Raw genomic sequence first — 24,585 nt, 5'->3', positions numbered from 1 at the left:
TTCGATAAACTATGTATGTTCAATAAATGGTGTTTCCAATAAATAGGGCTCTTCACTAAATAGCACTTTTCAGTAAACACCGTTTATAGACACAAAATAAAACAGGTACTCAATGAGTACCTGTTTTTGTATCCAATCTTTGTAGCTATGTACTTGTGACTAAATAAACAATTAAGCGCGTGAAGCCGCGTAGCTTTCTAACTCATCAATTGAAGTTTGTGCTACTACTTCGCCGTCGATGAAATATGTCACCATCTCACCATCACGAACTCCGATCAATGTCGCACGCTCACCAGACTGGTAAGTGATGTCCATTTGGATCGTGTTTTCGTCGATCTGCTGCATTTGACCTTTCTCAATCATATCAGCACTCGTAATCGGACCCACTGGTGCTTCAGTCAGTGACTTATCAAGCTGATTGTTGATATCAAGGTAAGTATCAATCTTAGTATCAAATATATGCGGTGCACCTGTTAGTGGGTTGCTGCCCGTCCAGAACTCTAGTGAGTTGAATACCAAGTAATCAGCTGCAACTGTTAGACCGTAAGCCGGTGCAAGCAATATGTTCAAACCACCACGAGCGTAACGGTTATCAACGGCTTTAAGGTTGAACTTCATTAGGTAACCCGTTACTGCATTGCTACCAACACAGCCAGATAAAGCAACAGATACCACCGCTAGTGCTACAACTTTTGAAATTGTTTTTTTCATTTTCATCTCGATATTTGAATTTGGCTGCCAAAAAATGGCGGTGGATAATAGCAACCAACCAAATGACAAATATCAGTGTACTGTCAGAAAAACCACAATTTGAAACACCCTATAATGAGTCAAATTAAAACTGGAAACTTATTTATAGATAACTCCATAGAAAAATTTTGTCGTCACCGTAAACCGATTGATTCGTACTAAAAATCAACGATTGGTACATTCCGTGTTAACGAATTATCACCATGTTGAGAACAACCTAAATGGCAAGACTAAAACCTAATCAACCATTCGAATTACTTGGTTATACTGTTCAGCCAGGACAGCGAATGGAGATTGAACTGCAAGCGGCTCAGCTTTACACGCACTCTCCACTTTCGATCCCGATTGAAATTATTCACGGTCGCCAAGCAGGCCCAACACTGATGGTAAATGCGGCTATCCACGGCGATGAGCTAAACGGTGTTGAGATTGCACGACAACTGACAAACGCGATTGATCCAAAGAAACTGAAAGGTACCTTGATTGTTGTGCCTATCGTTAACGTGTTTGGCTTTATTCATAAATCTCGTTACCTACCAGACCGTCGTGACCTAAACCGTTGCTTCCCTGGCAGTGAGAAAGGATCGCTAACATCACGCATCGCTTACACTTTCTTTGAGAATGTGGCGAAGCACTGTGATTTTATTTTGGATCTACACACAGGTGCGATTCACCGTACTAACTTGCCACAGATCCGTGCAAACCTGACGAACCCAGAAACATTGCGCATCGCAAAAGCGTTCGCAACACCAGTGATCATTGATTCTCCGCTGCGTGATGGGTCACTTCGTAGCGAAGCGGAAAAATTGGGTATCCCTGTATTAACTTACGAAGGTGGTGAAGCGTTGCGTTTTGATCACCTAGCGATTCGTGCGGGTTACCTTGGCGTACATCAAGTGATGAAAGAAATCGGCATGCTGCGCCCAAACCGTAAAAAGTTGCCAGAGCCAGTGTTGAGCAAATCCACCAGCTGGATCCGCGCTGAGTCAGACGGTATTTTGCGTAACATGGTGAGACTTGGCGAACAAGTTGAAGCAGGACAAACCCTCGCTTACATAAGCTCTCCGTTAGGTCACCAAGAAGGCCAAGTGATCACCACCAAAGGCGGTATCGTGATTGGCCAACAAACTCTACCGTTGGTAAACGAAGGTGACGCAGTATTCCACATTGCTTACTTCAAACAAGATGACGATGAAGTGGGACAATCAGTTGAGAGCTATATTGAAGAAGTAGCGGAAGATGATTGGCTAACGGCGCTTAACAACTAATCAATGAATGACATGTAGTCACTAGCAAGAAGTGGCTACATTTTCGAAAATAAACTCCACAAACTAAAAAGCCCCAATACACTTTTGACTAGAAAGAAAAAAGTTATATTGGGGCTTTTTTTACTTGTCCCTTATCTTAAAATTAAGGAACCTGTAAATTAATTAAGAGCTGGATTACTCAGCGTCTTCTTGCTCTTCTTCACGAGCTTTTGCGCGTGCTTCACGTGCTTGCTCAGCTTTAAGCTCTTTAGTATGACGTAGTTCGTCACGCTCTTTACGCTGCTCTGATTTACGCTCGTTACGTTCAGCTTGGTTTGCGATGAAAGATGCTAGCTCTTTCTCTGCCCACTCTTGTGCCAGAGCTTCAGTTTCAAAACCAGACTCACGCTTAGATACTGTTGTGCTGCGAGACGTTACTTGACGAGTAATCTCTGCACACCAACCGTTGCGTTTTTCTGTAAGGCGGATATCAAATTTTTTGTTCTTAGACATGTTCTATTTTTCCTAAGGGAGATCATTAAGGGATCGGTCAACTTTGATAACTCCATCTAAGTGAGCATCTTTTAACACCATCCCTTGGTAAGCGCGGTATTAGAGCACAAATCAATGAATATTGCTGCAAATATTTGCAGCGGATCACACTCCAGTGCTGTAAATCGTGTGTGCCGGATTTCAATGGGTTCGTAACTCTCCGATTCACCATCAACTTCTATGCTATTTTATCGACAACAATGAAATGAACGGTGCTCAAACAGAGATAAATTAAAGCGATAACTAGCTGCGATCAAAAAGGGAAGCTCAGTGCTTCCCTTTAAAAATGTGTTAGAAAATCAATACGCTTACCCCGGATGACCATCCACTCTTGGTGTTAACAACATCATGCCAAACTTCCAGATAAACAGACCAAACGCCAACGTCCATAAACCCGCGCTGATGTTGACCATCTCAAATAAGTAAGCAGGGAAGAAAGTGACACCTAAGCTACGGACTAATGCCGCGATAAAGATAGCCGAGAACGCCAGCGCCATGCTTGGTCCTTTATAGATAGCACGGCCTGTGTGTCCCATGGTAACACGTGTGATCATCGCAAGAATGAGCCCACTCAAACCGCCAATCGCAAACAGGTGCAGCATGTTATGGCTTGCAAATGGGTTATCTAACAAGCCTCTTAGCAACAAGCTCAAAGGAATACACAAATAAGCCGCATGCAGTGACCACACCAAAGGCTCAGACAACGTTGTCCAAGGCTTCCAACGAACAAAGCGCACCAACTGAATCACACCTGCAAATACCATCAACTCATTGCCCACTTGAGCAAAGGTCAACGGGAAGAAGCTCAGCACAAACAATCCAACCAAAGGCAGGTTCGCTAGCCATTCCAACCAAACCAGTGGTTGTGCTTTTTCAAAGTCAAAACGACGGGCCGTGAAGAACGGGATAACTCGTCCACCCATCACGGATAATAGCAAGGTAAACCACCATAACATTGCGTGCCATACTGCAGACGATGGGAATGGAGGCATGCCTTTAATCGTCGCGTAACTAGCAAAGTTGGCGACGATAGCCAATATAAACAGCGGCACAAAAAACAAGTTCTTCCAGCCTTTCGATTTCACGACACGGAAACCAATCTCGTAAGCGGCAAAGATCAAGAACAACGCTTCAACCGATGAGATTAACCACAATGGCGCCGGTGTCCAAAATAGAATACGAGGTGCTAGCCACAAACCAACGAGCGCTGCTAATCGATAATGTTTAGTTCCGTTGACTCCCGTCCACGTTTGCACTGCAGTCAGAACAAAACCAACCACAATCGCCATAGAAAAACCAAACAGCATTTCATGTACGTGCCACCAAAGCGCGGGCACTTTTAACACTTCAGGCTGACCATTTTGGAACATGACAACCCAAGCGACGATAGCAATCACGGCATAGAGGCTGCCTAGAAAGAAGAAAGGTCTAAAACCTAAACGAAGATAAGCTGGAATCGCATCTTCTACGCTTTTATCTGTGATATTTAACAAACTCATTCCTCATTTCAGATAACAAGCCAAGTGTGGCTTATATTGAATTGCTACCAATAGCCAAATTCAAGGTGCAGTAATCATCACCGCAATATTGCCTAACACAATGCATGAAACGCGCCAAAGATATAAAACCAATAAAAACAAGCAACAAGGTGTATTTAGAGGTCAAAAAGGTGTCAATTAAACACACCATAAAAAGTCATTTAGACTCGAAGGTGTGTAAAATAAAAAACTACTGACATTTGATGAAGCCAAACATATAGTAAGACTAGTCTCAAATACAAAAGAACAGACAGGGAACGCGATGTATATTTTTGGTTATGGTAGCTTGATCAACTCCTCTTCTCGTCAACTCACAGGTCAAACAGGACAAGCTATTCCTGCGATAGTGCACGGCCTAGTGCGTCACTGGAGTAAAATCGACGACAGCTATGTTTTGTCACCGTTGATCGTCAATCTTGGTGAGGGACAAGTGAATGGTGTTTTGCTTGAGGTTGATGATGTTGCGTTGGCTGAATTTGATCGCCGTGAGCGTGGTTATCACCGAATTGAGTTAAGAAGCGATCAGATAGAGAGCCAAACCGACTTTAAAGCGGATCAATCGATCTGGGTATACATCAAAGACGAAATCGAAGCGCCTTGTGAAAACAGCCCTATCGTTCAAACCTATGTTGATACCGTCATGGCAGGATGCTTAGAGGTGTCTGAAAGCTTTGCAGCGCACTTTGTGGAACATACACAAGGTTGGCACCATCCATTAGAAAATGATCGCCACCAGCCGAAATACGGCAACCTTGCTGGGGTTTCTGATCACCACCACAGTGTGATTGATGGCTTGATACTGACCGTTCGTAGCTAGTTGATACTCATAATTTGTCGGTCTACATAGCTTGTTGCACTTAGTCAGTGAGCTCGACCGTTAACTGTTCTAAATCGAGATTAAACAACTCAAACCTGTAAACACCTAAGGGGTTAGAGCTAACTTCGAACAAAAGAAAAAGCGCTAGGGGGAGCTAGCGCTTTTAAGACCAACTAAGTCCGTTTAGCCCGGTAGTTTTTTTCAGCTATATCATTAGGATATAATCAATTTTTTTACTTAGGTAAATCAAAAAGCCTATTCTTTACGACTACTTTTAGTCGTAAATTAAGTATAGTCGGGTTCTTATAATAAGCCGGATTTTTCTAAAAATAATTCACATAAAATTGATGACCAAACAACTGCTGCAACTATGCAGCAACCACAGATGAAACGGCTTGTGTAAAAAGTTTTCTAAGTAGCTTATTTTTATCATCTAAATGCTTAGCCTTGCGATAGATGAGCTGTATATCAAAATCAGGCACATCGATAGGTGGCTCCACTGCTACCACGGTATCTTGGTCTTGAGTATCATTGCGTGCCACCAGTTTGGGGACGATACACAATAACTCCCTACCTCTTATCAAACGTTTTACTGTTAAAAAATTGCTTGAAGATATAGCCACTTTTCGGCTGAAGCCTAATTCAGCCAAACGTTTATCGACGCCAGTCTTTAAAGACCCAGCAGGAGAAACAAGAGCATGCTCGACAGCAACAAACTGTTCTAACGATATCGGCCCCTCAATAGATACAACCGACTTGTCGAATAAACAGACATGTTGCTCTGTGTACAAATGCGTGGTTCGATATTGCTTTGAGACCTCACCAAAACTGCCTATCGCCATATCAAGCTTGGCGTCTTCAAATACTTGCTGATAGTTACTCCGGTTTACATTGAACAGCACGACTTGCGAATTAGGAGAGGATTGCTTGATGAGGTCAAACAATGCTGGCGCGAACATCTGCTCAGCATAATCGGTAAGACCAATCTTCCAAGTCCCTTTATAAGTCGCGGCATCAAACGATTTAGACAGTAACACCTCTGACTGGATGGTATTGAGCAGAGCTTCTACCGTACTGGACAGTTCAATGGCTCGATCGGTCGCCTCCATCTTGCTACCCACACGCTCAAACAAAGGGTCATCAAACAACTTTCGCAGTCTTTGTAAGCTATGACTCATCGCTGATTGGCTGACATAACAACGTTCAGCGGCCTTGCTAACGCTGTTGGTTTTATACAATGCCTGCAGTGCAATCAACAAATTAAGGTCGACCCCTTTCCAGTTAAAATCAGCCACAAATCAATCCCATATCATTCATAATCACAATTAAAACAATTAATTTGAATCATAGTCTAACTCCACATAAATTACGCTAAACATTTATCTGGAATCGATCATGCTTTCAATTTTTAAAACCTTTTTCTGGCTTGGCTGGATTAGCTTTGGCGGACCAGCGGCACATATTGGCTACTTCCGTAAAACCTTTGTTGAGAAACTGAATTGGTTATCCGACGAAGAGTACGGGCAAATTGTCGCCCTCAGTCAATTTCTGCCTGGTCCAGGCTCAAGTCAGGTTGGCTTCGCGGTTGGTTACAAAAAAGGTGGCTTAACCGGTGCGATTGCCGCATTTGTCGGTTTCACCTCCCCTTCTGTCATCCTAATGTTGATATTGGCCTTAGTGAGCAACCAGTTGTTGGAAGCACCGCTTTTCATTTCAATCATCCACGGACTTAAGCTACTCGCGGTCGTGGTTGTAGCTGACGCCACTTTCGGCATGTACAAAAACTTTTGCCAATCAAAGATGGCAACAGCACTGTGTGTGATCACCGCGATTGTTCTACTTTTGATTCCAGGGATCTGGCCTCAAGTCTTAGTACTCCTATTTGCAGCGATGGTTGGCAGTAAGTTCTTAACCTCGCAAGACTTAAAAACAACGCCTTCGACACATAAGATATCCATAACACCGCTAGTGATTTTTGTAGCACTACTGATTGGTTTACCTCTGTTCAGTGCATACTCTCAAGGCATTGAAGTCTTTGGTTTATTTTACCAAGCAGGCAGTTTGGTATTCGGTGGCGGACACGTGGTTCTTCCTCTGCTACAAAATAGTATTGGTGATCAACTGTCCCAAGATACCTTCCTAACAGGCTATGCCGCTGCGCAAGCTGTACCTGGCCCAATGTTTACATTAGCCACTTATCTAGGCTATGTGTTGATGCCATCGGCACCGATTACAGGTGCACTGCTCGCAACAGTTGCGGTGTTCTTACCGGGTTTCTTATTGCTACTGGCTGTACTGAAGAATTGGCAGGCGATTGCAAGCAAGCCTTTGGTGGCAGGTGCGCTTACCGGTGTGAATGCAGCAGTTGTTGGTCTATTGCTTGCGGCCCTGTATCAACCCATCTTCACAAGCGCAGTGAGCAGCGGCATAGACTTCGCTCTGATCATTGTTGGTGTGTGGTTATTAAAAACCGTAAAGGTCCCGATTGTAGGGTTAGTGGGTGTGTTTATGTTGTTTGGCGCAATTACAGGTTTGGCGATCTAAGCTATCAATTAATAGACAGACAAATAAGAAGTGAGAGGTTTGATCGCTTACTTCTTGTTTTCCCGCTCTTCTTTCAAAAACTAAAAGCATCTTTTACTTCCTATAGTGGTTTAACCCCGTGGAAGTTAAAGAACAAATTGCAATCAATAAGCGGTACAAAGCTCAGCGGCCAAAATGATTTTTGGTGTTCAGGAAGGTAATACCTTAAGAAAGCGATTAAGTTATTACATGGATTGACATGCTCTCTCGCCATAATGTAATCGTAATGCCACCCCTTCTGTAAGGCGTGTTTTCTTGTCGTCATATAACGGCCGATTTTCCAAGCGATCCCAGGATCGGTAGGAATCAAAATAGACAGAGTGCCTCCAGGTTTTAACACTCGCAACCACTCTTTGATCACCAAGTGAGGCTCGTATAAGTGCTCCAATATATGAGTTGCGATCACGCGATCAAAACTATTGCTTTCAAAATCTAACTCACAAGCATTAGTTACGTTAAAAGTGAGTTTGTCATAAGAATTGATACGACTGAGTTGCTCTTTTGCCACCTTAAGAGCCGCAGCATCGCCATCACTCACGATATACTCGTCAAAGGTGTGTTTGACGTGCAGCAAGTGTTCACCTGTACCGGAGCCCACTTCTAACACTCTCGAAAAGTGTTCACTTTCACCAAATGGCTTTTCACATGCTATGTGGCCAGCTCTCATCACATAACCCGTTGCATTGCCGTTATAAACTCGCTCATCATATTCGTCACTAAAACGGGACAAATAATCGATCCACTCTTTGTCTTCATCCTTGCTTGTTCTCATGCTTGATTCCTATTCAGATAGCGTTTTATCACTCGTTCGTAATATAGAAAGGATCCTCATCTCTCGCCTACCTCGTGATACGTTGTCGAGTATCAACCCACAGAAAAAAGACATCACCGCTATCAATGCAATTGAACTAGACAAAATAGCAGTAGGCACCCTTTCGACGAGCCCAGTATCGATGAAGTCGATGATAACGGGGATTCCTAAAACCAATGAAATGAAGCAAAGCAACATAGACAATACGCCAAAGAAGAACATTGGCTTTACATCTCTCAATAAGAACAAAATGAAATTGAGAATTTTGAGCCCATCACTAAAGGTATTCAATTTGCTGGCTGTGCCTTCAGGCCTTGATTGATATTGCGTCGAAACTTCTTTGATTGGCATATTATGATGTAGCGCATGAACGGTAAGCTCTGTTTCTATTTGGAAGCCATCACTGAAAATGGGTACGGTTTTGACAAATCGATGGCTCATAATTCGATAACCAGAAAACACATCACTCAATTGAGCATTGAATGCTAAATTAATCAGCGATGAAAACAGCTTATTTCCTAGGATATGCCCTTTGGGATAAGCCATTGAAGCTCGCTCTCGACTTCCAATAATCATATCGAGTTTTTCATTATCTAATTGTTCGATCAGCGCAGGGCATATTGACGCATCGTAAGTGTCATCACCATCAGCCATCACATAGATATCAGCATCAATATCAGAGAACATTCTCCTGACTACCTCCCCTTTACCTTGGCGAGGCTCATGTCGAACAATAGCCCCAGCTTGCAAGGCCTCGTTTACCGTGTTGTCGGTTGAGTTGTTGTCATACACATAAATAGACGCATCAGGTAAAGCCTGCTTAAAAGACATAACTGTCTTTCCGATAGCACCCGCTTCATTAAAACATGGGAGTAATACTGCAACTTTTATACTATTCATAAACTCTCCCTAACCCTAAAGATTCGGTAGCCATCAGGAACATCGTCATATATGGTCTCCAACCAGCTGGGAACATTTGAGCTGTATAATTTGTTTATAAGAGCCTCTTCACTTGCTGATTTTTTCAAAACCATTAAATGGGCGTCATTTCCTATAACAATATAATCAATGTTCTTAGCTTGGATTTCGTCCTTGGCTAAACTCATATCCCCCTCTAACATAACCTCTATAAGAAATTGATTACCAACTATATTTCTATGATAAGGAGCTGCAATTATGCGGTTATTAGTGCGGGCCAACACAGGTGCTCCCGTCTCAATTCCTGTTAGAATAACCTTTGATTCGATGCCCTTTTCTTCCAATACTCTAAATAGAGTTTTCTTGTCATTTTCAATTGTATTTCGTTCAAAATCATCATTACCAACCGCTATCACTAGAAATGCCATTACTAATGGAGCTCCTAATAATATAATCAACACTTTAAATATTGAGTATTTTACAAACTCAGACAACCTTATAACTACGTAAGCCTGAAAAGGGCTTGATAAAATAAAACATAATCTTATCACCCTAACCTGCCAGAATATGGCAAGGACTAAATTCAATACGAAAATAATATACAAGATCGTACAATGATGATTATTAACTCTAAAAAAAGGATACAATAAAGCAGGGATGACCAGTAACACATAATTATCAATAGATAATAACCCATTCTCACTTACATACTGAAAAATAGATTTAGCTTCAGAAACATGGTCAAGCCAATAAGTCTGAAGTATAGGTGGATAATCGACAAACAAAGCACTGGTAATATTTGGATATAACAAAGCTACTGGAGTCACATATCCAACACCCAATATAACAAACACAAACGAACGCAACCCAAAAGGCCAACTATCAAATTTAAACCAATTGTAATTATTAATAAAAGCCCAACCGACAAAAAACAAAACCACAATAACAAATGACACTTCATCGTACTTAAAATAAAAGAACTCATTATAAGGTCTGTTTAACAAAACGGAGATAACAACTGAAACACAGCAGAACAGATATAGCCTTGATACATAAACAAACCAACTCTTGCTAACAAAAAAACAATACACAGTGTAGACGATAAAAAAACTCGCAAACAAAAGGATATTGTCTAACCCAGTCCATAACGACAATGCCAATAGAATAGATTGAGCATACACTCGCCATAATTGATTAATTTGACTTACAGTTATAGGTGTTAGAGATAGGAACAAGATAGCCAAAATAAGCTGAATATTATGGTGATCTATGGAGCCAGGAATAAAATGCATAACCGATGGGGAAAACAGAGCAAACATCATGCTCAAAAACCGATAGCGCTCTCCGAAGTAGTGGTTACATAAATAGAAGCATGACAGTGAATAGAACAGTAAATAAAGCAAAGGTACAATAGAAATAGACAGTGAATAAGCGGTACTTTCATCCACAACAAACAATAAAGGGTACGCAATAGCAGAAAGTATCAGATCGGGGAATCGGGACCAATGGATAACAATACCATCAGCTGCATTGAAGTTATCCATTGGTTTTAGATACCAGCGCCCATTATTCATCCACTCTTGGAATTGAACAAAGCGCATGTAATCGTCATTATCATTTAAAACCAGTGTTGAGATACTCTCCCATTTATAGAAAAATATCGCAGTCGCACACAGCAGCCAAACAACAGAAATAATGATGATATCTTTATTAAAACTTTCACTCTTAGGCAAGATGAATATCCTTTTCATTAACCCAAAGATAATAATTTAAGTCGTTACTGCTCCATCTCTCTTACCTCAGATAACGCTCTATTTAAGTTGTCATTCGCCACTTTATAATAAGATGCTTTTTTATCGATAGCTTGTTGTAGATAGGGAATGGCTTCGTCAGGCTTACCCTGCAAAATTAAAAAATAACCGACATTATTCAAAGCTTCAGGAGCTTCCATGTGTCTCATAAAAACGTTGGTTGCCTTTTTGATATCCCCGGCAGCCAAGTAAATAAGCGCAAGGTTGTTTTGAGCCTTTTCATTATTAGGTTCTATCTCTAAAGCCGAACGAGTGTATTGATACGCTTCCTTGTAATTGCCATACATGTAGTGGGAGTACCCCATATTCAACAAAGCTTTAACTGAACTTTTGTCTATTGTCAGTGATTTTTTAAAGTACTCTTGCGCTATCTGGTGTTTTCCATCGACATCTTCCAGCACACCTATCCCCATGAAAGCTAATTCGGGAGACATGCTATCAACCTTCAAACCAGCCACTTCACTTTGACTTAAGGCTTGGTAATTTTTAATTGTTTCACTACTTTTTAAACGAACTTGATCTGCATTAATCGCTTTAAAGAAATAACTCCGCCCTTCCTCTTTGCGACGCTGCTTTGTATACAAAACACCTAATTGCTCTAGGACTTCGGTATGTGCAGGGTTAAAATCTAATGCTGCTAAATAAGCTTTCTCGGATAGTGCATAGTTACCACGAGATGAATGAATTTGGCCTATCGTAAAAAGCGTTTTATCGTGAAACTCTTTCTCAGGAAAGGATAGAGAGCGAATATATTCATAAAGGGCCAAATCGATATTGTTATCCCTCAATGCTACATCACCACGCATAATGGCTTCTTTCTCACTCAGTGGAGGGTCATCACTGCTTAAGGTATCGATTGGTTTACCTGAATACAACTCTGCATCAAATTGGTTTGTCGGCTCATCCGAGGATGCACAACCAAGAATAACGAACACTAATAAAGCTAGAAAATATCTACTCACTCGTATCATAAACTTACTCCTGGTGCACCAAGTGCATCAATAACAATAATGATCCCAGGCCCTAACGCGACAATAAAAAAGCAAGGCCAAATAAACAACAACATAGGGAACAACATTTTAGTCGGTATCTTGGCCGCGATTTCTTCAGCAGCTTGCTGACGCTTATCTCGAAAATCTACCGTATAATCACGAAGAGTCTGCGCTAAGCTTCCCCCCATTCTAGACGCATGAGAAAGCAAAGAAACCAACCCCTCTAATTCGACTAGCCCCGTCCGGTCAATGAACTGCCTCAGCGCATCTGGCATGGTGACACCTGCTTGTATCTTGGCAAAAACAGTCTCCAATTCATCGGCTAACTCTGGCTGAGAAACATAAAGCTCAGAAGCAACTCGTCCAAGTGCTGCATTAAAGCCTAGACCAGATTCCGTACAAACTACAAGAAGATCAAGAGCATCTGGTACACCATTTCTAATTTTCTTCTGTCGCTCTTTTTGCAACTTGCTCAAGATAATATTGGGAGTGAAAGTCCCAAGAAAGACGCAGGTCATGATCAATAAATTATTGTAGCTACCACCGAATGAGATGTAATAAACCATAAAGCCCGCGATGATACCGACCAAACTCGATAACACTTTCAATGCATAAAAAACCGATAACGCATTTTTTTCATGAAAGCCTGCATGCATCAACTTTTGTGAGTAGGTTTCATTATCCTTTTTATTACCTTTACTAATAAAAGGACTCAGCGACTCCAACGTATTAGAGAAGTCATAAGGCTTTCTATTATTGGGTGAACCCGTTTCTGATATCTGTTTGAGCTTTTTATCTAAAGGGGATCGGGTTCCCAAAATAAACAACCCTAGAGTCAATGTTAACAAAATGGTGGTAAGCAAAATCATTACGTAGATAACCATCTGAGAGCTGACTCCAAAGTCCGCTAACATTTGCTTCCAAACTTCAATGTTTAATAATTCCATAGGTTAAATCTCTATGCTGATGATTCGCTTAATCCATAGGGCTCCAATCGCTAAAAGTACGATACCAACACTGACCATTGAAACGCCGCGAGGGTCATTATAAAGCGGCTCAATATAATCTGGATTCGCCACTTTTAAAGCAAAAAACAAACCAAATGGGGATAAGGTTAATATCCATGCTGATAGCCGACTTTCAGCAGAAAGCGTTTTTATTTTCCTTTCTAGCTTAAAGCGAGATCTTAGAACTTCGGATACTTTTTGAAGATTTTCGGAGAGGTTACCCCCCGTTTCTTTCTGCAACATTACGGCACTAGAAAAAGCTAACATTGATACGGTGGGGACACGCTCTGCCATTTGTAAGATAGCCAAACGTAAATCGTAACCATAGTTAAGTAGGTTATAGGTATTTTTAAACTCGGCACCGATAGGGTCAGGGAGTTCTTCACCAACCTCATTGAATGATTGAATTAGCGGCTGCCCAGCTTGTAATGCTCGTCGAATAATATCCAACGCTTCAGGGAGCTGCTCTTCAAATCGAGCCATTCGATAACTCACTCGATTTTGCACATACAGGTAAGCAACAACCCAGACAGCAATGAATGCAGTTAGGCTAATGAACCACTCTTGTTGAGTCATTATTGATATCAGAGTGAGCGACACACCGCATAGAGCAACAATAAGTAAAAAGCGACTTAGCGAAACTCTAATACCGGCTAACTCCAACATCCGTTTTAAGCCAGCAAAATAAGGGATAACGATGAGCTTGCGATCTAATGGGGATAAGTCTTTATTATAATGCTCTTTGAGTAGCGACAAGCTCTCTTCATCGATATTACGTTGGGTCTCTTTCAAACGTCGAGAAAGCTCTTTATGCTTAGCTTTTTTCCCAGCAGCAGGCAATAACAAAGCTTGGGAGATAAAAAGCACCGCGATGAATAATAGGCCGAGTGAAACACTTACATTATCCATAATCTCTCCTTAACCATGAGTCTCAGTGAAGAGCTCGAAAGGCAGATCGAGTCCACGTTTAACTAACTGGTCATGATATTGAGGTACGACCCCCGTCGCAGTGAAATAGCCGATAATATTGCCATCTTCATCAATACCTTTACGTTGAAAACGGAAAATTTCCGACATGGTAATCACCTCCCCCTCCATGCCGTTGATCTCTTGAATGCTCACCATACGGCGCTTACCATCTTCTTGTCGCTCCATTTGAACAACAAGGTGGATAGCCGAAGCAATTTGGGCTCTTAAGTTTTTGGTTGAAATGTTCCAACCAGCCATAGAGAACATGTTTTCAACACGGCTTAAGGCATCTCGGGGGGTATTGGCGTGAATAGTTGCAAGAGACCCATCGTGACCAGTATTCATTGCCGCCAACATATCAACGGCTTCGCTACCACGCACCTCACCAACCACAATTCGGTCTGGTCGCATACGTAAGGTGTTTTTTACCAACTCTCTCTGACTAATCTCCCCTTTCCCTTCTAAGTTAGCAGGGCGGGTTTCTAGGCGAATAACATGGGGTTGTTGAAGTTGTAACTCTGCAGAGTCTTCTATAGTAATGATTCGTTGGTCTCGAGGGATGAAACCAGAAAAGATATTCAGTGTGGTTGTTTTCCCTGACCCCGTCCCTCCTGAAATCAAGATATTAAGTTCTCCTTTCACGGCAGCTTCGACAAACTTAGCCATTTGAGGCGAGACGGAGTCGTAGCTAATCAAGTTATCCATCGTCAAACGATCAACGGCAAAACGACGGATTGAAACGGAAGGACCATCAAGAGCCAAAGGAGGGATAATGGCGTTAACACGTGACCCATCAACTAAGCGCGCATCTACCATAGGTGATGCTTCATCTATTCGACGCCCTACCTGACTGACTATGCGGTCGATAATGTTTCTCAGATGACGGTCATCCAGAAAAGTGTATGGCGTTTTTTCGAGTTTACCCCTTCGCTCAACGTAAACACTTTTAGGGCCGTTGACTAATATATCGGAGACCGTTTGATCGGCTAATAGAGGCTCAAGCGGCCCAAGGCCAAAAACCTCATCTTCTATCTGCTTGATAACCCGCTTACGCCCTTCGGCACTGAGTGCATGGCTCCCATCGTCAGCCATCAATTGTACGATGGCTTCATGTAGATCTAGCTTAGCTCGCTCTTTTTCCAAGCTTGAAAGCAACCCTAAGTCTAACGTTTCAAGGAGCTGCTTATGGAAAAAGTGTTTAATTGATAGCTCTTGTTCGAGAACTTTCCGAGCCTCATCAATCGCCTTTTCTTTTTCTACATGAGCTTCTGCACTGCGAGAGTGGCTAGACACCTCAACGCTTGATAAACGTTCAACAGGATTGGCATCTTCTGAATCATGCGAAATCTGTTCTACTCTTTTTTCAAACTCTGGATTTACATTTTTTCGTTTAAAGAACATCACAATCCCTCGCGTTTACTTTTTATCAACCCATTATGAAAACAGCTTTTTCAGCCACCCTTTCTCTTCCTGCTCTGGTGGTGAAAGAATGTGTGACAAATCGATAATAGAGCGAGTAATAGAACTTTTCTTTCTCGACTGAACTAGCGGTTGCCCCAAGTTGGCACTCTCTAATGCAACTTTGAAATCATTAGGCATAAGGTGTATGTCATGCTTACCTACCGCCTGTTCAATATCTTTTAATTTAATTGAGTGTCGCTTTTCATAACGGTTCAGAATGACCTCAATAGAATCACTTTGTAAGCCGTACTCAAATTTCAGAGACTTAATGAGTCGACTGGTGTTTTTGACTGACACTAGGCTCTGTTGCAAAACAAGAAGCACCTTTGTTGCTGGTGATATTGCGGATGCAAACACATGGTCTAATCCTCTAGAGAGGTCAATGATCACATAAGGGTAAAAACGGCGTAATATAGGAAGCAATCGGCCTATTTTCTGTGCCTGTTCAAAGTCATCAGCATTGTTCTCATGCTTAAAGCTTAGAACATGTAAGCCAGATTCGTGCTTATTTACCAAAGTTCCCAACGATATTTCATCTAGGTCATTCGAACTATTGATCGCATCCGAAACACTATAAGTAGGAACAATATTTAAATAATCAGGAATCACACCAAATTGAAGGTCGATATCAAGTAACAAAACCTCACCGGGGTGCTGACTGGCCATCTCAATAGCGGTATTCAACGCCAAGGTGGTCGCCCCCATTCCCCCCTTGGTGTTTAAAAACAGAATAAACTCACCGTAGCTTGAGTTCTCAAGCTTTTCGGCCGCCGTTTTCTTGAGCAGCGGGAGCAAATCAGAAAGCGTCACGTTGTGAGATAAGAAATCAGAAGCCCCTAGACGCAGCGCGATTTTTAATGAGCCATTGTCACTTTCATCACCGAGTACAACTAAAGATAAATCTTGTTCTTCTAGCGATAGATCATAACCCTGTAGCTCAACCATTTTTTGAGCCCAGTTGCCATGTGCTTCAACAAAAATAAGTTCTGGAACATCGGCACTTTTTAAGTACTCCTCACTCATTGCTCCGAGAGAAAATGATGTCACATGCACATTTCGACATTTCTTCAGCTCTTGGCTCATGTGTGAGAGAAAACCCTCAGTACTGTAGATCAACCAGACTTTTAGGTTTGTTCTCAAACGCGTAATATCGTTCTCATTAGGCGTGATTTTGATCGCTTCCCCCATACCGCTACTCCTGTATAAAATAACTTATGGACACCGATTCCGAGTTTCGGAGTCCGCCCTTACCACACCTAAACTTTCTGCAGGTAAGATGGTTTCAAATGAGGGAGCAGCCAAGTAACCACTCGTACCTAAAAAACTCAAATTATCAATTAATTGAATTCCGTACCCTGTCGCTCGTGCCCTTACAAATTTAATGCTACTAAAGACAGGATCCGTATCATAACCAGATGTAATTTCATTCCCACTCACATCTAAATATGCAACTTCCAAATTCGCCGCGGTAAAACCAACAAGAGGGAGATCAGCAACAACCATTCCCGCGATATTGTCCCTATCTGCAACGTAGCAAACCGTGGCTAACCTTGCTGCTTTTCTGGTCGCCTCACTCACCATTTGAAGCGAAAATATGTAAGCACCCAGCGCTAAAATAAGGAAAACCAAAAGAAAAACGAGCCAAGACACTATGGTAAATTCGATAATAGCGATGCCTTTAATGCGCCCTTTGTACCGTTTCATCACAACACCCTCATTATCGAAGAGACACTAATCGGAATAGAAAAGCTCGCCGAGGAAAACGGGATCGACACAAAGTGAGGAATATAATTGTAGGTCACACTCACACGCACATAGCTGTCTGTATTGGGTGGACTAACTGTCACGTCAGAAACAACTAAATTCGACAATAGCGCTGTTCCTGCGGTGTTTTGACCATAAACCACCACATTCTGTATTTCTGACGACGGAGCCAGCGTTCCACCTTTGGTTCCATAGACCTCACTAACCGCATAGCGGGCGCCATTTTGAACGGATTTAGATATCACATTGTAGTGAATCATCATATTGCCTAACTCAAGCACTAATATAAGGAAAAATAGCAATACAGGAGTCGCGATTACCATCTCGATAGCAGCAAAGCCACGATTAGATTTAATTAAAGGTTTCATAATCAAGACTCCCCACTATCAGGATCCTTATACAAAACAATCTTATAAGTTCCTTCCGTTGTTGATTCTGTACTGCCTGAACCACCAACAACACTACAGGAGTGAATAAATTCACCAAAGACGGCAGGCGTACCTGAGTTATTAGTTGGTGCTTTTTGCAACAAGAAAAAACAACCAATTTTATTCACAGTAAAGTCAGTGGCACCGCCACTTTTACCTGAGCAATCCATCATAGGTATCGGTAAAATACGACGCCAAGCAACACCATTAGCGGCACACCCTGAACCGTTATTTGCTATACATGCGTTGGTATCAGCTTCATATTGCGCATAGTTGTAAGTACCATCAAAATCGATATCTCCAGTACTAGCGTCAATCGTAATCTCATCGCTAGGCTCTGTAGTTACATAGTCAGAAGGGTAATCTGATGCTGATAAGCCACCACCGTAATCACCAAAACGAGTATTCAAACCATCGCCTGTTGGGCCAACCGTGCCGCCAGGTTTGGTCGTGATATCTTCACCAATTTTAACAGGTTGGTCATAACTACCACCTAACCCCTCTTTTATAGCCTTACCACCAGACCCAAAGTCTAATAGATGATAATTACCGTTACCCATTTCAGATAAGCTACTGTCACCCACCTTCAATGCATGGACAGTCCCGACTTCATAACCAAACACGCTCGTTATTGCATCGCCTGTAACGTCATGATATCCATCTTCAGGATCGACGTCGTTATCCGAAGTTCCGTCACCAATACAAACACCAATTGGCACAACGTTATTAACAACCTCTTGCCCAGAGCTTGGCCCAGCGACGGCACTTGCTGAAACCTCTTTTACTAATCCAAACATTTGAATAAAGAATTCATCCATATCCAACGAATCAACTCGAACGCGCACATATACATCATCGTTTTCACCGAAGGTGGCTGTGCCAGTAAAATCCTGAGGATCGTTAGAGTAATCAATGTTTATGGAAGCGGTGGTAAAATCAATCTCATGATTCCCTGTTGACCCTGCCATTGCATTTAGCGCAGTGACTATTTCAGCATCCACCGCATCTTTGTCTTTACTATTGTCCAGTATGGTTGCCGCAGCTAACGCCGCTGAATCTACAGCATTTTGTAAGCGTGTTTTATTAACCAGCATATGGTTAACGTCTACAGCCAACGCTGACACCCCTAAGAAAACAAGCAAAGCAGCGGTAACTAATACGACAACTAAGCCTTGCTGTTTTCTGGGACTTTTTGATACTCGATACAACATATGAGTACCTCCAGATTTAGTTAAATTCTTCTAAGATCTGGCTACTACTTCCAGACAGTTCGTTTTCACCTCTGCCTACATATCTATCGTAACCAGTCTGCATCCGCTCCCCCGTACCATCCGGTACCACGAGTAAATTCTCTTGGGTCGCATTAGGGTTATACGTTTGTTCCGTTTTTACGAGTGCTACCGAATGCCCTAAACGAGCATCATTAGCACAGCCAACTAACACCATTACGAGAAAGACCATCATTATTCTAATCATATCTATCTCCTTATAAATCATGTCCAAATGAGCCTTCGCTACCACCATCTGTTGGTGATATTCCCTGTGAAGCTTGAGATTGCTCTGAATCCGATTCAGACGGTTCAGCGATATAAGCGCTTCGACCTAATAAGTAATATTCCAAATCATTCGGGTCAACAAAGGCGTCTGTTGGTAACGTTACTTTACTTCGGTCAATAGGACTCGCAAGTCGAGGGGTAACAAGAATGACAAGTTCTGTTTCACCAGATACATACTCTTGACTATTAAAGAGTTGCCCTAAGATGGGGACATCACCAATACCCGGCATTTTGTTACTCACATCCCTAACATTCTCGCTGAGCAATCCAGCAATACCAATAGTTTGTCCGTCGGCTAGCTCAAGCGTCGATGACGCGCTTCGACGAGTAATTGGTGGGATAAAGTAGGTCGCATTGGTTGTTCCTGGGTCAATCGTTAACGAGCTGCTATTGGCAATTTCACTCACATCAACAGCCAAGTTTAGATTGATCTTTTTATCACTCAGAACCGTTGGGATAAATTTTAATCCAACTCCATACTCTTTATATTCAATCGTAATGCCATCTTCATCTGGCACAGGGATAGGGAATTCACCACCCGCTAAAAACTCAGCTTTGGAGCCACTTAATGCCGTTAAGTTAGGCTCAGCTAATACTTTCGCCACACCATTCTGTTTTGCGACATCCAGAGCGAATGTAAACAGGGTATTACTATCAATAAACGAGCCTAAAATGCCGTAATCAGTAGAGGTTGGAATATCAAAGATTGGCGTAGCCCCTAGAACACCAGCAGGAACTGACGACGCCCCCCAAGAAATATTCGATCCGCTCGTTTGGAAGAAGTGAAAGTTTGCATCAAATTTTCTCACCAAGCTTCTTTGAACCTCGGCAACCGTCACTTCCAACATAACTTGTTGAGCACCGCCAATAGACATCAAGTTGATAACACCTGTCGCTGCAGCTTGCTCGCTACCACTTTCCTTCGATTCATCAGCTGTTTCACCCGAAGAGTAGGTTTCTGCTATTCGCATCGCTACATTCATTTGTTGCTGATTACTCACCTGCCCACTCAGCAGCAAGCGATTCTGAGCACTGTGCACCTCAATAGTTTCATCAGGAAGAAACTCATATAACTTCGCTTTTAAGCTATTAAGATCATGAGTGACTTCGATGTTGATCGATTCAATCAGCTGGCCACGGGAGTCCCACGCCATTAGGTTAGTAGCACCTAATTTTTTTCCGATTAAAAACAGCTCGCTCGATTTCAACATCACAATATCAAGTACATCAGGATCACCAAGCGACACTTTGCTCGCTTTCCCTGACAACACCACATGTGTTGATTTGTGATGAGGAACCGTTACCGTTTTACCCGTTTGTAGAGCAGCAAAGCTCAGTGTAGAGAAACAAACAAAGCTCAAAATACACGTTATTATTATTTTCATAACTCACCTCAATCCTTGACGCGAACACTAGATGCTTGAGTACCTTTAATGATCGTCACACTCGGCTTAGGTACGTATCGACGAACAACCTTTTTCTCAACTTCATGAGGGTTTCTCAGTGTCAGTTGAATACTGCCTTTACTCTTCGCTGTTAAAAGTTTTTCAGCATCTTTAGGTGAAACCTCTAATGTCACAGCTCGTACGATAATAGGACTGTTTTCATTCGTTTTTGCCGTTTGGTCTACTGCCAATACCTTGATATCTTTCAACACGGTACGAGTTGCTGCTGAGTTTTTGCTGTAAGAAACAGTGCTAAGTATGTCAACTTTATTACCTGGTAATAGAAAACCAGCCACACCAATAACGTCATCCACTCGTATTGTTACCGCACGTTTATTCTCAGGTATTAATGCAGCAAGCGTTGAGCCTTCTCCTGGAATAGTAAAACGCATTTTATGAAGCACTTCTCCAGCATAAATAGTATTGGCCACCACTTTGCCAACCAATTCAGAAGCATCGGAAAAATTATTTTCATTAATCCAATCAACTTCCATCAACTTTGTCGCTAAGAACTGCTCCTCAATAATGGTTCCAGCTTCAATTTCTTGTGATGCCACCACGACTGGATGACGCTCCACAGTTTCAACTTCAACGGTTGGTTGAACTTGATCTTCCATCCACTGCTTAGCAAAAAATACAGCCGCTAAGCCAAATACTACGGACAGTAAAAACAGTAGGAAAACTTGACTCTTATTCATTATTTTCTTCCTCGTGTCCATCAGAGGTAAAATAGACTTCCCATGCCATGGAAAGAATATCGAAGGTAATAACAGGCGGGAGTTGTTCAAACGAAAGAATATCTTTGCTTATACCAACGAGATCTTTCGGTAAACATGGGAAAAGTGGCACCTTAAGAAGCGTGTGCATTTGAGACAAACGCTCAAAGAATCCATCTTGAAGCTCTACCTCTCTATCAGCAACGACGCTCATCCATAAAGCTTCATAGTCTCGTTGGTTAAGTGGCTTGAATTCAATCTTGTAACCTAAACGACGCAAAAAGGCAGGGTCGCTTATTTTCTTGGGATTTAGATTGGTAGAGAAGGCAAGCGTTAATACAAATGGCATCGTTATCTGCTGACCATTAGGCAGCGACAAATAATCGAATGAGTACTCCATCGGTACTATCCAACGGTTAAGAAGCGCATCCACAGGCATGGGCTGACGACCAAGGTCATCAATGATAAAAATACCATTGTTTGCCATCATTTGAACTGGAGCTAACCAGACTCGACTATTCTCTGAGTGATTGACTTCAAGCATATCCATCGTCAGTTCTCCCCCAACCTGGATATTGGGTCTTTCACAATTAAGCCAACGCTTGTCGTACTGATCTTTGAGGGAAATACTTTGATCGCTGCCGTTACTATCCAACGGTTTATGATGTTGCGCCGAAAACACCTTGATAATGTTACCCAGAGCATAGACAGCATAAGGGATAAATACAGAGGTATGTAAAGCATTCACAATACGGCTCGCGACAAATGTTTTACCCGTTCCTGCATGTCCATACAGCAACAAAGCACGTCCCGAATTGATTGCTGGCCCAAGTACTGAAATCATTTTTTCGACACCATATACATCATTCAGTGCCGCCTCGACATGTGGCCGAGTTACTAACTCAGCTCTCAAGTCTTGTTGTTTTACCACCTCACTATATTGGGTAAGCGAAACCGGTGCGGGGCCTAAATAGGCATCACGCTTGAAAGCAAGATCCGCTTCTTCAAGCCCTTTTTCTGATAGTGAATAACGAACATGACTATGTGACACAGATGAGAGGGAAATATCAGAAGTAGGCTGAAATACCTCGATTAATGACTTCTTTCTTAAAACGGCTAAAGCACTTTCCACGATATGAGTCACAACACATAAATAATTAGAAAGCTCTAAAACATCCGATTTTGGGTAAGCCGACAAATGCTTAAGTACGAGATTTTCAATAACGACTTCAGGAACACCCAACATATCAAGAGATGTAGGGACGATTGGGGCTGAAATTTGTGGCTTCAAGGTTGTTGGAGCAGTACGCCCTATAATATCCATATATTATGTCTCCCCACAAAGCTAACCAACAACCGATTTAAGTAAAGTAGCTATACATCGCTAACCCTATAACAACAGAAGGAGCAAAAGGCATCGTTACTTTATTTGAATACCGAGTATGTAAATTAGCTGTTTTATCAATGACTGGTGCAGCTCCACCAAGCACAATTATCTTATTTTCAAAATAGCTTTTAATACTAAAACAGCTCGAGTTGGAGAGGTTGTATAGCAGGTAGAAAACCCCAACAACTCCAGAAGAAACCAAGATAAAGTACGATGCATCGAGTAATTGTCCCCACCCCAAATACATTCCTACAACACCTAATAACTTCACATCCCCTGCAGACATTGCTCTTAAAAAATAGAATAGCAATCCAAAACAAAAGAATACGACCGACCCAAATAAAGACATTAAGAAACTATCAAAGGTGTAATTGCTGTTGAACATTGATAAAAAATAGAAAAACAAAAAAAGAATCAATATTTTGTTTGGTATACGATGTTTCTCAACATCGTATACCGATACAGCAATTAGCAATGCCCAAAAAACAGAAGGCTCATTAATCATAATTTCAATTCATACGCTCGATATAATACTTTGAAATTTACTCACTAATGTCGTAGCCATTCCAGAGAAAATTAGCCCGACAAAAATTATGAGCGAGGCAGCACCAATGACATACTCAATAGTCGTTAACCCCTTTTGCTGTCTCACTCTCCGAGCAACCATGGCAGTAATCATTAAATACTGTTAATGATGTTATTAAGCTTAGCGGATAGGGCGGCCCCAAAACCAGTAAATATAGTGGTCAAGCCTAATACCAGTAACGCTGCACCAATTACATACTCGATAACAGTCAACCCTTCTTCATCTTTCATGAATTCTTTACAATTATTCAAAAACTTATCCATGAGAACCTCTCCTTGATTTACGTATCAGGCTTTGTTTGCCTGTAAAGTAAATCTAGAGGTGAGAGATATATTTGGTTAGGATTTTTTTGCCATTTACTTGCACTTTTTTGTGGTACTTCTAATCTAAATATAAAGCTTCATTAATTAGCCACTTTTAGACTAAAAGAGAATATGAAATGCATTGGGTATCTGTATGAAAATAGTAACCCCGTTATTATCGGATAAAGAGAGTGATTTCAACTCCGTTATTATCAATAAAATAAGTCACTATTTCTCTATTGCCAACTTCAAACAAGACATATCTATAATCAGTAACTTAGACGTCAGACTGGTATTTTTCATTTTGAATACCCCTGATAAAATCCAACTACTTACCATGGCTTTATCTATTTGCGAAAATTTGAACAAAAGAATTGTTATTATTTGCTCTGACCCGTTACCTAATATCGTTCGAAATCATAAGAATATATTTTTCATCATAGAAACAAACAGTAATCATCTGACCAGTCAATTCGAAGAGCTTAAGGCTAAGACACAGCATATGTTCGAGTCCCATTTCGATATCGACAGAGACACAAACAATAACAACCAGCTTCCTGTAAAAGCCTTCACATCCGAAGTCGTTAACTTTGTGATGGACAACATCAACAAAGAAATCAGAGAAACAGAGATCGCCGAGAAATGTCACTGTTCAACCACCTATTTTTCTAAAAAGTTTCATCTACACTTTGGAGTAAGCTTTAGAGACTTCGTGTGCGATAAACGCATTCTACTTGCCAAAAAGTTAATCGAAGCAGATACCGAATCAAAAATTGCTGTCATTGCGTATCAATGTGGATACAAGGATGTGTCATATTTCTCGAGAATTTTTAAGAAACGGACTGGAGTAACGCCTGCAAGTTACAGGCGAGCCTGCACAGATAACGGAAAACAAAGAACATAAACGCTAATTTTACTCCCTAAAAGAAAAAATCATGGTACATT

Annotated in this window: 25 protein-coding genes; 4 read left to right on the top strand and 21 right to left on the bottom strand. The window is 41.6% G+C overall.

The genetic code is table 11. The annotated features are described in order from the left end of the window. Positions 1-171: 171 nt before the first annotated feature. On the bottom strand, positions 172-711 hold the full coding sequence (locus tag ACED59_RS02525; protein WP_029223097.1) for a DUF3332 domain-containing protein: 540 nt from the start codon (positions 709-711) through the stop codon (positions 172-174). A gap of 260 nt (positions 712-971) precedes the next feature. Here ACED59_RS02525 and ACED59_RS02520 point away from each other — a divergent pair, with 260 nt between their 5' ends. Further along, entirely contained in the window at positions 972-2,018 is a 1,047-nt protein-coding gene (locus ACED59_RS02520; protein WP_017096782.1) for a succinylglutamate desuccinylase/aspartoacylase family protein, read from the top strand. Between the two features lie 174 nt (positions 2,019-2,192). Here ACED59_RS02520 and ACED59_RS02515 read toward each other — a convergent pair whose 3' ends face one another. After that, entirely contained in the window at positions 2,193-2,510 is a 318-nt protein-coding gene (locus tag ACED59_RS02515) for a DUF3622 domain-containing protein (protein ID WP_009847480.1), read from the bottom strand. 347 nt (positions 2,511-2,857) lie between these two features. Then, on the bottom strand, positions 2,858-4,042 hold the full coding sequence (locus tag ACED59_RS02510; RefSeq protein WP_029223096.1) for an NnrS family protein: 1,185 nt from the start codon (positions 4,040-4,042) through the stop codon (positions 2,858-2,860). Between the two features lie 307 nt (positions 4,043-4,349). Here ACED59_RS02510 and ACED59_RS02505 point away from each other — a divergent pair, with 307 nt between their 5' ends. After that, a complete protein-coding gene (locus ACED59_RS02505; RefSeq protein ID WP_017096780.1) occupies positions 4,350-4,904 on the top strand; it encodes a gamma-glutamylcyclotransferase family protein in 555 nt (184 codons plus the stop codon). Between the two features lie 368 nt (positions 4,905-5,272). Here ACED59_RS02505 and ACED59_RS02500 read toward each other — a convergent pair whose 3' ends face one another. Continuing rightward, complete coding sequence (locus tag ACED59_RS02500) at positions 5,273-6,199, bottom strand: LysR family transcriptional regulator (protein WP_017096779.1); 927 nt, start codon at positions 6,197-6,199, stop codon at positions 5,273-5,275. Positions 6,200-6,299: 100 nt separating this feature from the next. On the opposite strand from ACED59_RS02500, the gene chrA reads away from it, so the two are divergent. After that, on the top strand, positions 6,300-7,448 hold the full coding sequence (gene chrA, locus ACED59_RS02495; protein ID WP_371704755.1) for a chromate efflux transporter: 1,149 nt from the start codon (positions 6,300-6,302) through the stop codon (positions 7,446-7,448). 100 nt (positions 7,449-7,548) lie between these two features. On the opposite strand, the gene ACED59_RS02490 is transcribed toward chrA, so the two are convergent. From ACED59_RS02490 to ACED59_RS02410, 17 genes are all read right to left on the bottom strand, one after another. Beyond that, the gene (locus ACED59_RS02490) at positions 7,549-8,259 is read right to left on the bottom strand and encodes a class I SAM-dependent methyltransferase (RefSeq protein WP_017096777.1); all 711 of its coding nucleotides are present in this window, start codon (positions 8,257-8,259) and stop codon (positions 7,549-7,551) included. Positions 8,260-8,268: 9 nt separating this feature from the next. Further along, entirely contained in the window at positions 8,269-9,198 is a 930-nt protein-coding gene (locus ACED59_RS02485; protein ID WP_017096776.1) for a glycosyltransferase family 2 protein, read from the bottom strand. Further along, positions 9,195-10,967 (bottom strand): hypothetical protein, encoded by a 1,773-nt coding sequence (locus ACED59_RS02480; RefSeq protein ID WP_371704756.1) that lies wholly within the window; start codon positions 10,965-10,967, stop codon positions 9,195-9,197. Before ACED59_RS02480 ends, ACED59_RS02485 begins: the two co-directional genes overlap by 4 nt. 26 nt (positions 10,968-10,993) lie before the next feature. After that, positions 10,994-11,998, bottom strand: a complete 1,005-nt coding sequence (locus ACED59_RS02475; RefSeq protein ID WP_102249115.1) for a lipopolysaccharide assembly protein LapB — start codon at positions 11,996-11,998, stop codon at positions 10,994-10,996. Further along, the gene (locus ACED59_RS02470; RefSeq protein WP_012604666.1) at positions 11,995-12,966 is read right to left on the bottom strand and encodes a type II secretion system F family protein; all 972 of its coding nucleotides are present in this window, start codon (positions 12,964-12,966) and stop codon (positions 11,995-11,997) included. The genes ACED59_RS02475 and ACED59_RS02470 overlap by 4 nt, the downstream gene beginning before the upstream one ends. Positions 12,967-12,969: 3 nt before the next feature. Next, positions 12,970-13,935, bottom strand: a complete 966-nt coding sequence (locus ACED59_RS02465) for a type II secretion system F family protein (RefSeq protein ID WP_012604667.1) — start codon at positions 13,933-13,935, stop codon at positions 12,970-12,972. A 9-nt stretch (positions 13,936-13,944) separates the two neighbouring features. Continuing rightward, positions 13,945-15,396 (bottom strand): CpaF family protein, encoded by a 1,452-nt coding sequence (locus ACED59_RS02460; protein WP_029223095.1) that lies wholly within the window; start codon positions 15,394-15,396, stop codon positions 13,945-13,947. Positions 15,397-15,429: 33 nt separating this feature from the next. After that, positions 15,430-16,644: an AAA family ATPase gene (locus ACED59_RS02455; RefSeq protein ID WP_012604669.1), complete on the bottom strand. Its 1,215-nt coding sequence runs from the start codon at positions 16,642-16,644 to the stop codon at positions 15,430-15,432. 24 nt (positions 16,645-16,668) lie between these two features. Continuing rightward, positions 16,669-17,160, bottom strand: a complete 492-nt coding sequence (locus ACED59_RS02450) for a TadE/TadG family type IV pilus assembly protein (protein WP_029223094.1) — start codon at positions 17,158-17,160, stop codon at positions 16,669-16,671. After that, positions 17,160-17,588, bottom strand: a complete 429-nt coding sequence (locus tag ACED59_RS02445) for a TadE/TadG family type IV pilus assembly protein (RefSeq protein WP_029223775.1) — start codon at positions 17,586-17,588, stop codon at positions 17,160-17,162. Before ACED59_RS02445 ends, ACED59_RS02450 begins: the two co-directional genes overlap by 1 nt. Positions 17,589-17,590: 2 nt before the next feature. Next, complete coding sequence (locus ACED59_RS02440; protein ID WP_017096680.1) at positions 17,591-18,859, bottom strand: TadE/TadG family type IV pilus assembly protein; 1,269 nt, start codon at positions 18,857-18,859, stop codon at positions 17,591-17,593. A gap of 16 nt (positions 18,860-18,875) precedes the next feature. Continuing rightward, complete coding sequence (locus ACED59_RS02435; protein ID WP_029223092.1) at positions 18,876-19,145, bottom strand: hypothetical protein; 270 nt, start codon at positions 19,143-19,145, stop codon at positions 18,876-18,878. After that, positions 19,135-20,589, bottom strand: a complete 1,455-nt coding sequence (locus ACED59_RS02430; protein ID WP_012604674.1) for a type II and III secretion system protein family protein — start codon at positions 20,587-20,589, stop codon at positions 19,135-19,137. The genes ACED59_RS02435 and ACED59_RS02430 overlap by 11 nt, the downstream gene beginning before the upstream one ends. Before the next feature lie 8 nt (positions 20,590-20,597). Next, on the bottom strand, positions 20,598-21,347 hold the full coding sequence (gene cpaB, locus ACED59_RS02425; protein WP_017099533.1) for a Flp pilus assembly protein CpaB: 750 nt from the start codon (positions 21,345-21,347) through the stop codon (positions 20,598-20,600). Next, on the bottom strand, positions 21,340-22,689 hold the full coding sequence (locus ACED59_RS02420; protein WP_017096677.1) for an ATPase AAA: 1,350 nt from the start codon (positions 22,687-22,689) through the stop codon (positions 21,340-21,342). The genes cpaB and ACED59_RS02420 overlap by 8 nt, the downstream gene beginning before the upstream one ends. A gap of 37 nt (positions 22,690-22,726) precedes the next feature. Next, positions 22,727-23,257, bottom strand: coding sequence for a prepilin peptidase (locus ACED59_RS02415; RefSeq protein WP_017096676.1), 531 nt, complete (start codon positions 23,255-23,257; stop codon positions 22,727-22,729). Positions 23,258-23,430: 173 nt separating this feature from the next. Next, on the bottom strand, positions 23,431-23,601 hold the full coding sequence (locus ACED59_RS02410; RefSeq protein WP_012604678.1) for a Flp family type IVb pilin: 171 nt from the start codon (positions 23,599-23,601) through the stop codon (positions 23,431-23,433). A 193-nt stretch (positions 23,602-23,794) separates the two neighbouring features. Between ACED59_RS02410 and ACED59_RS02405 the strand changes: the two genes are divergently transcribed. Continuing rightward, the gene (locus ACED59_RS02405) at positions 23,795-24,544 is read left to right on the top strand and encodes an AraC family transcriptional regulator (protein ID WP_017096674.1); all 750 of its coding nucleotides are present in this window, start codon (positions 23,795-23,797) and stop codon (positions 24,542-24,544) included. Positions 24,545-24,585 lie beyond the last annotated feature (41 nt).

Source organism: Vibrio sp. FF266 (genome assembly GCF_041439695.1).
Classification (GTDB): Bacteria; Pseudomonadota; Gammaproteobacteria; order Enterobacterales; family Vibrionaceae; genus Vibrio; species Vibrio tasmaniensis_A.
This window is presented reverse-complemented; position numbering and strand designations above follow the sequence as displayed.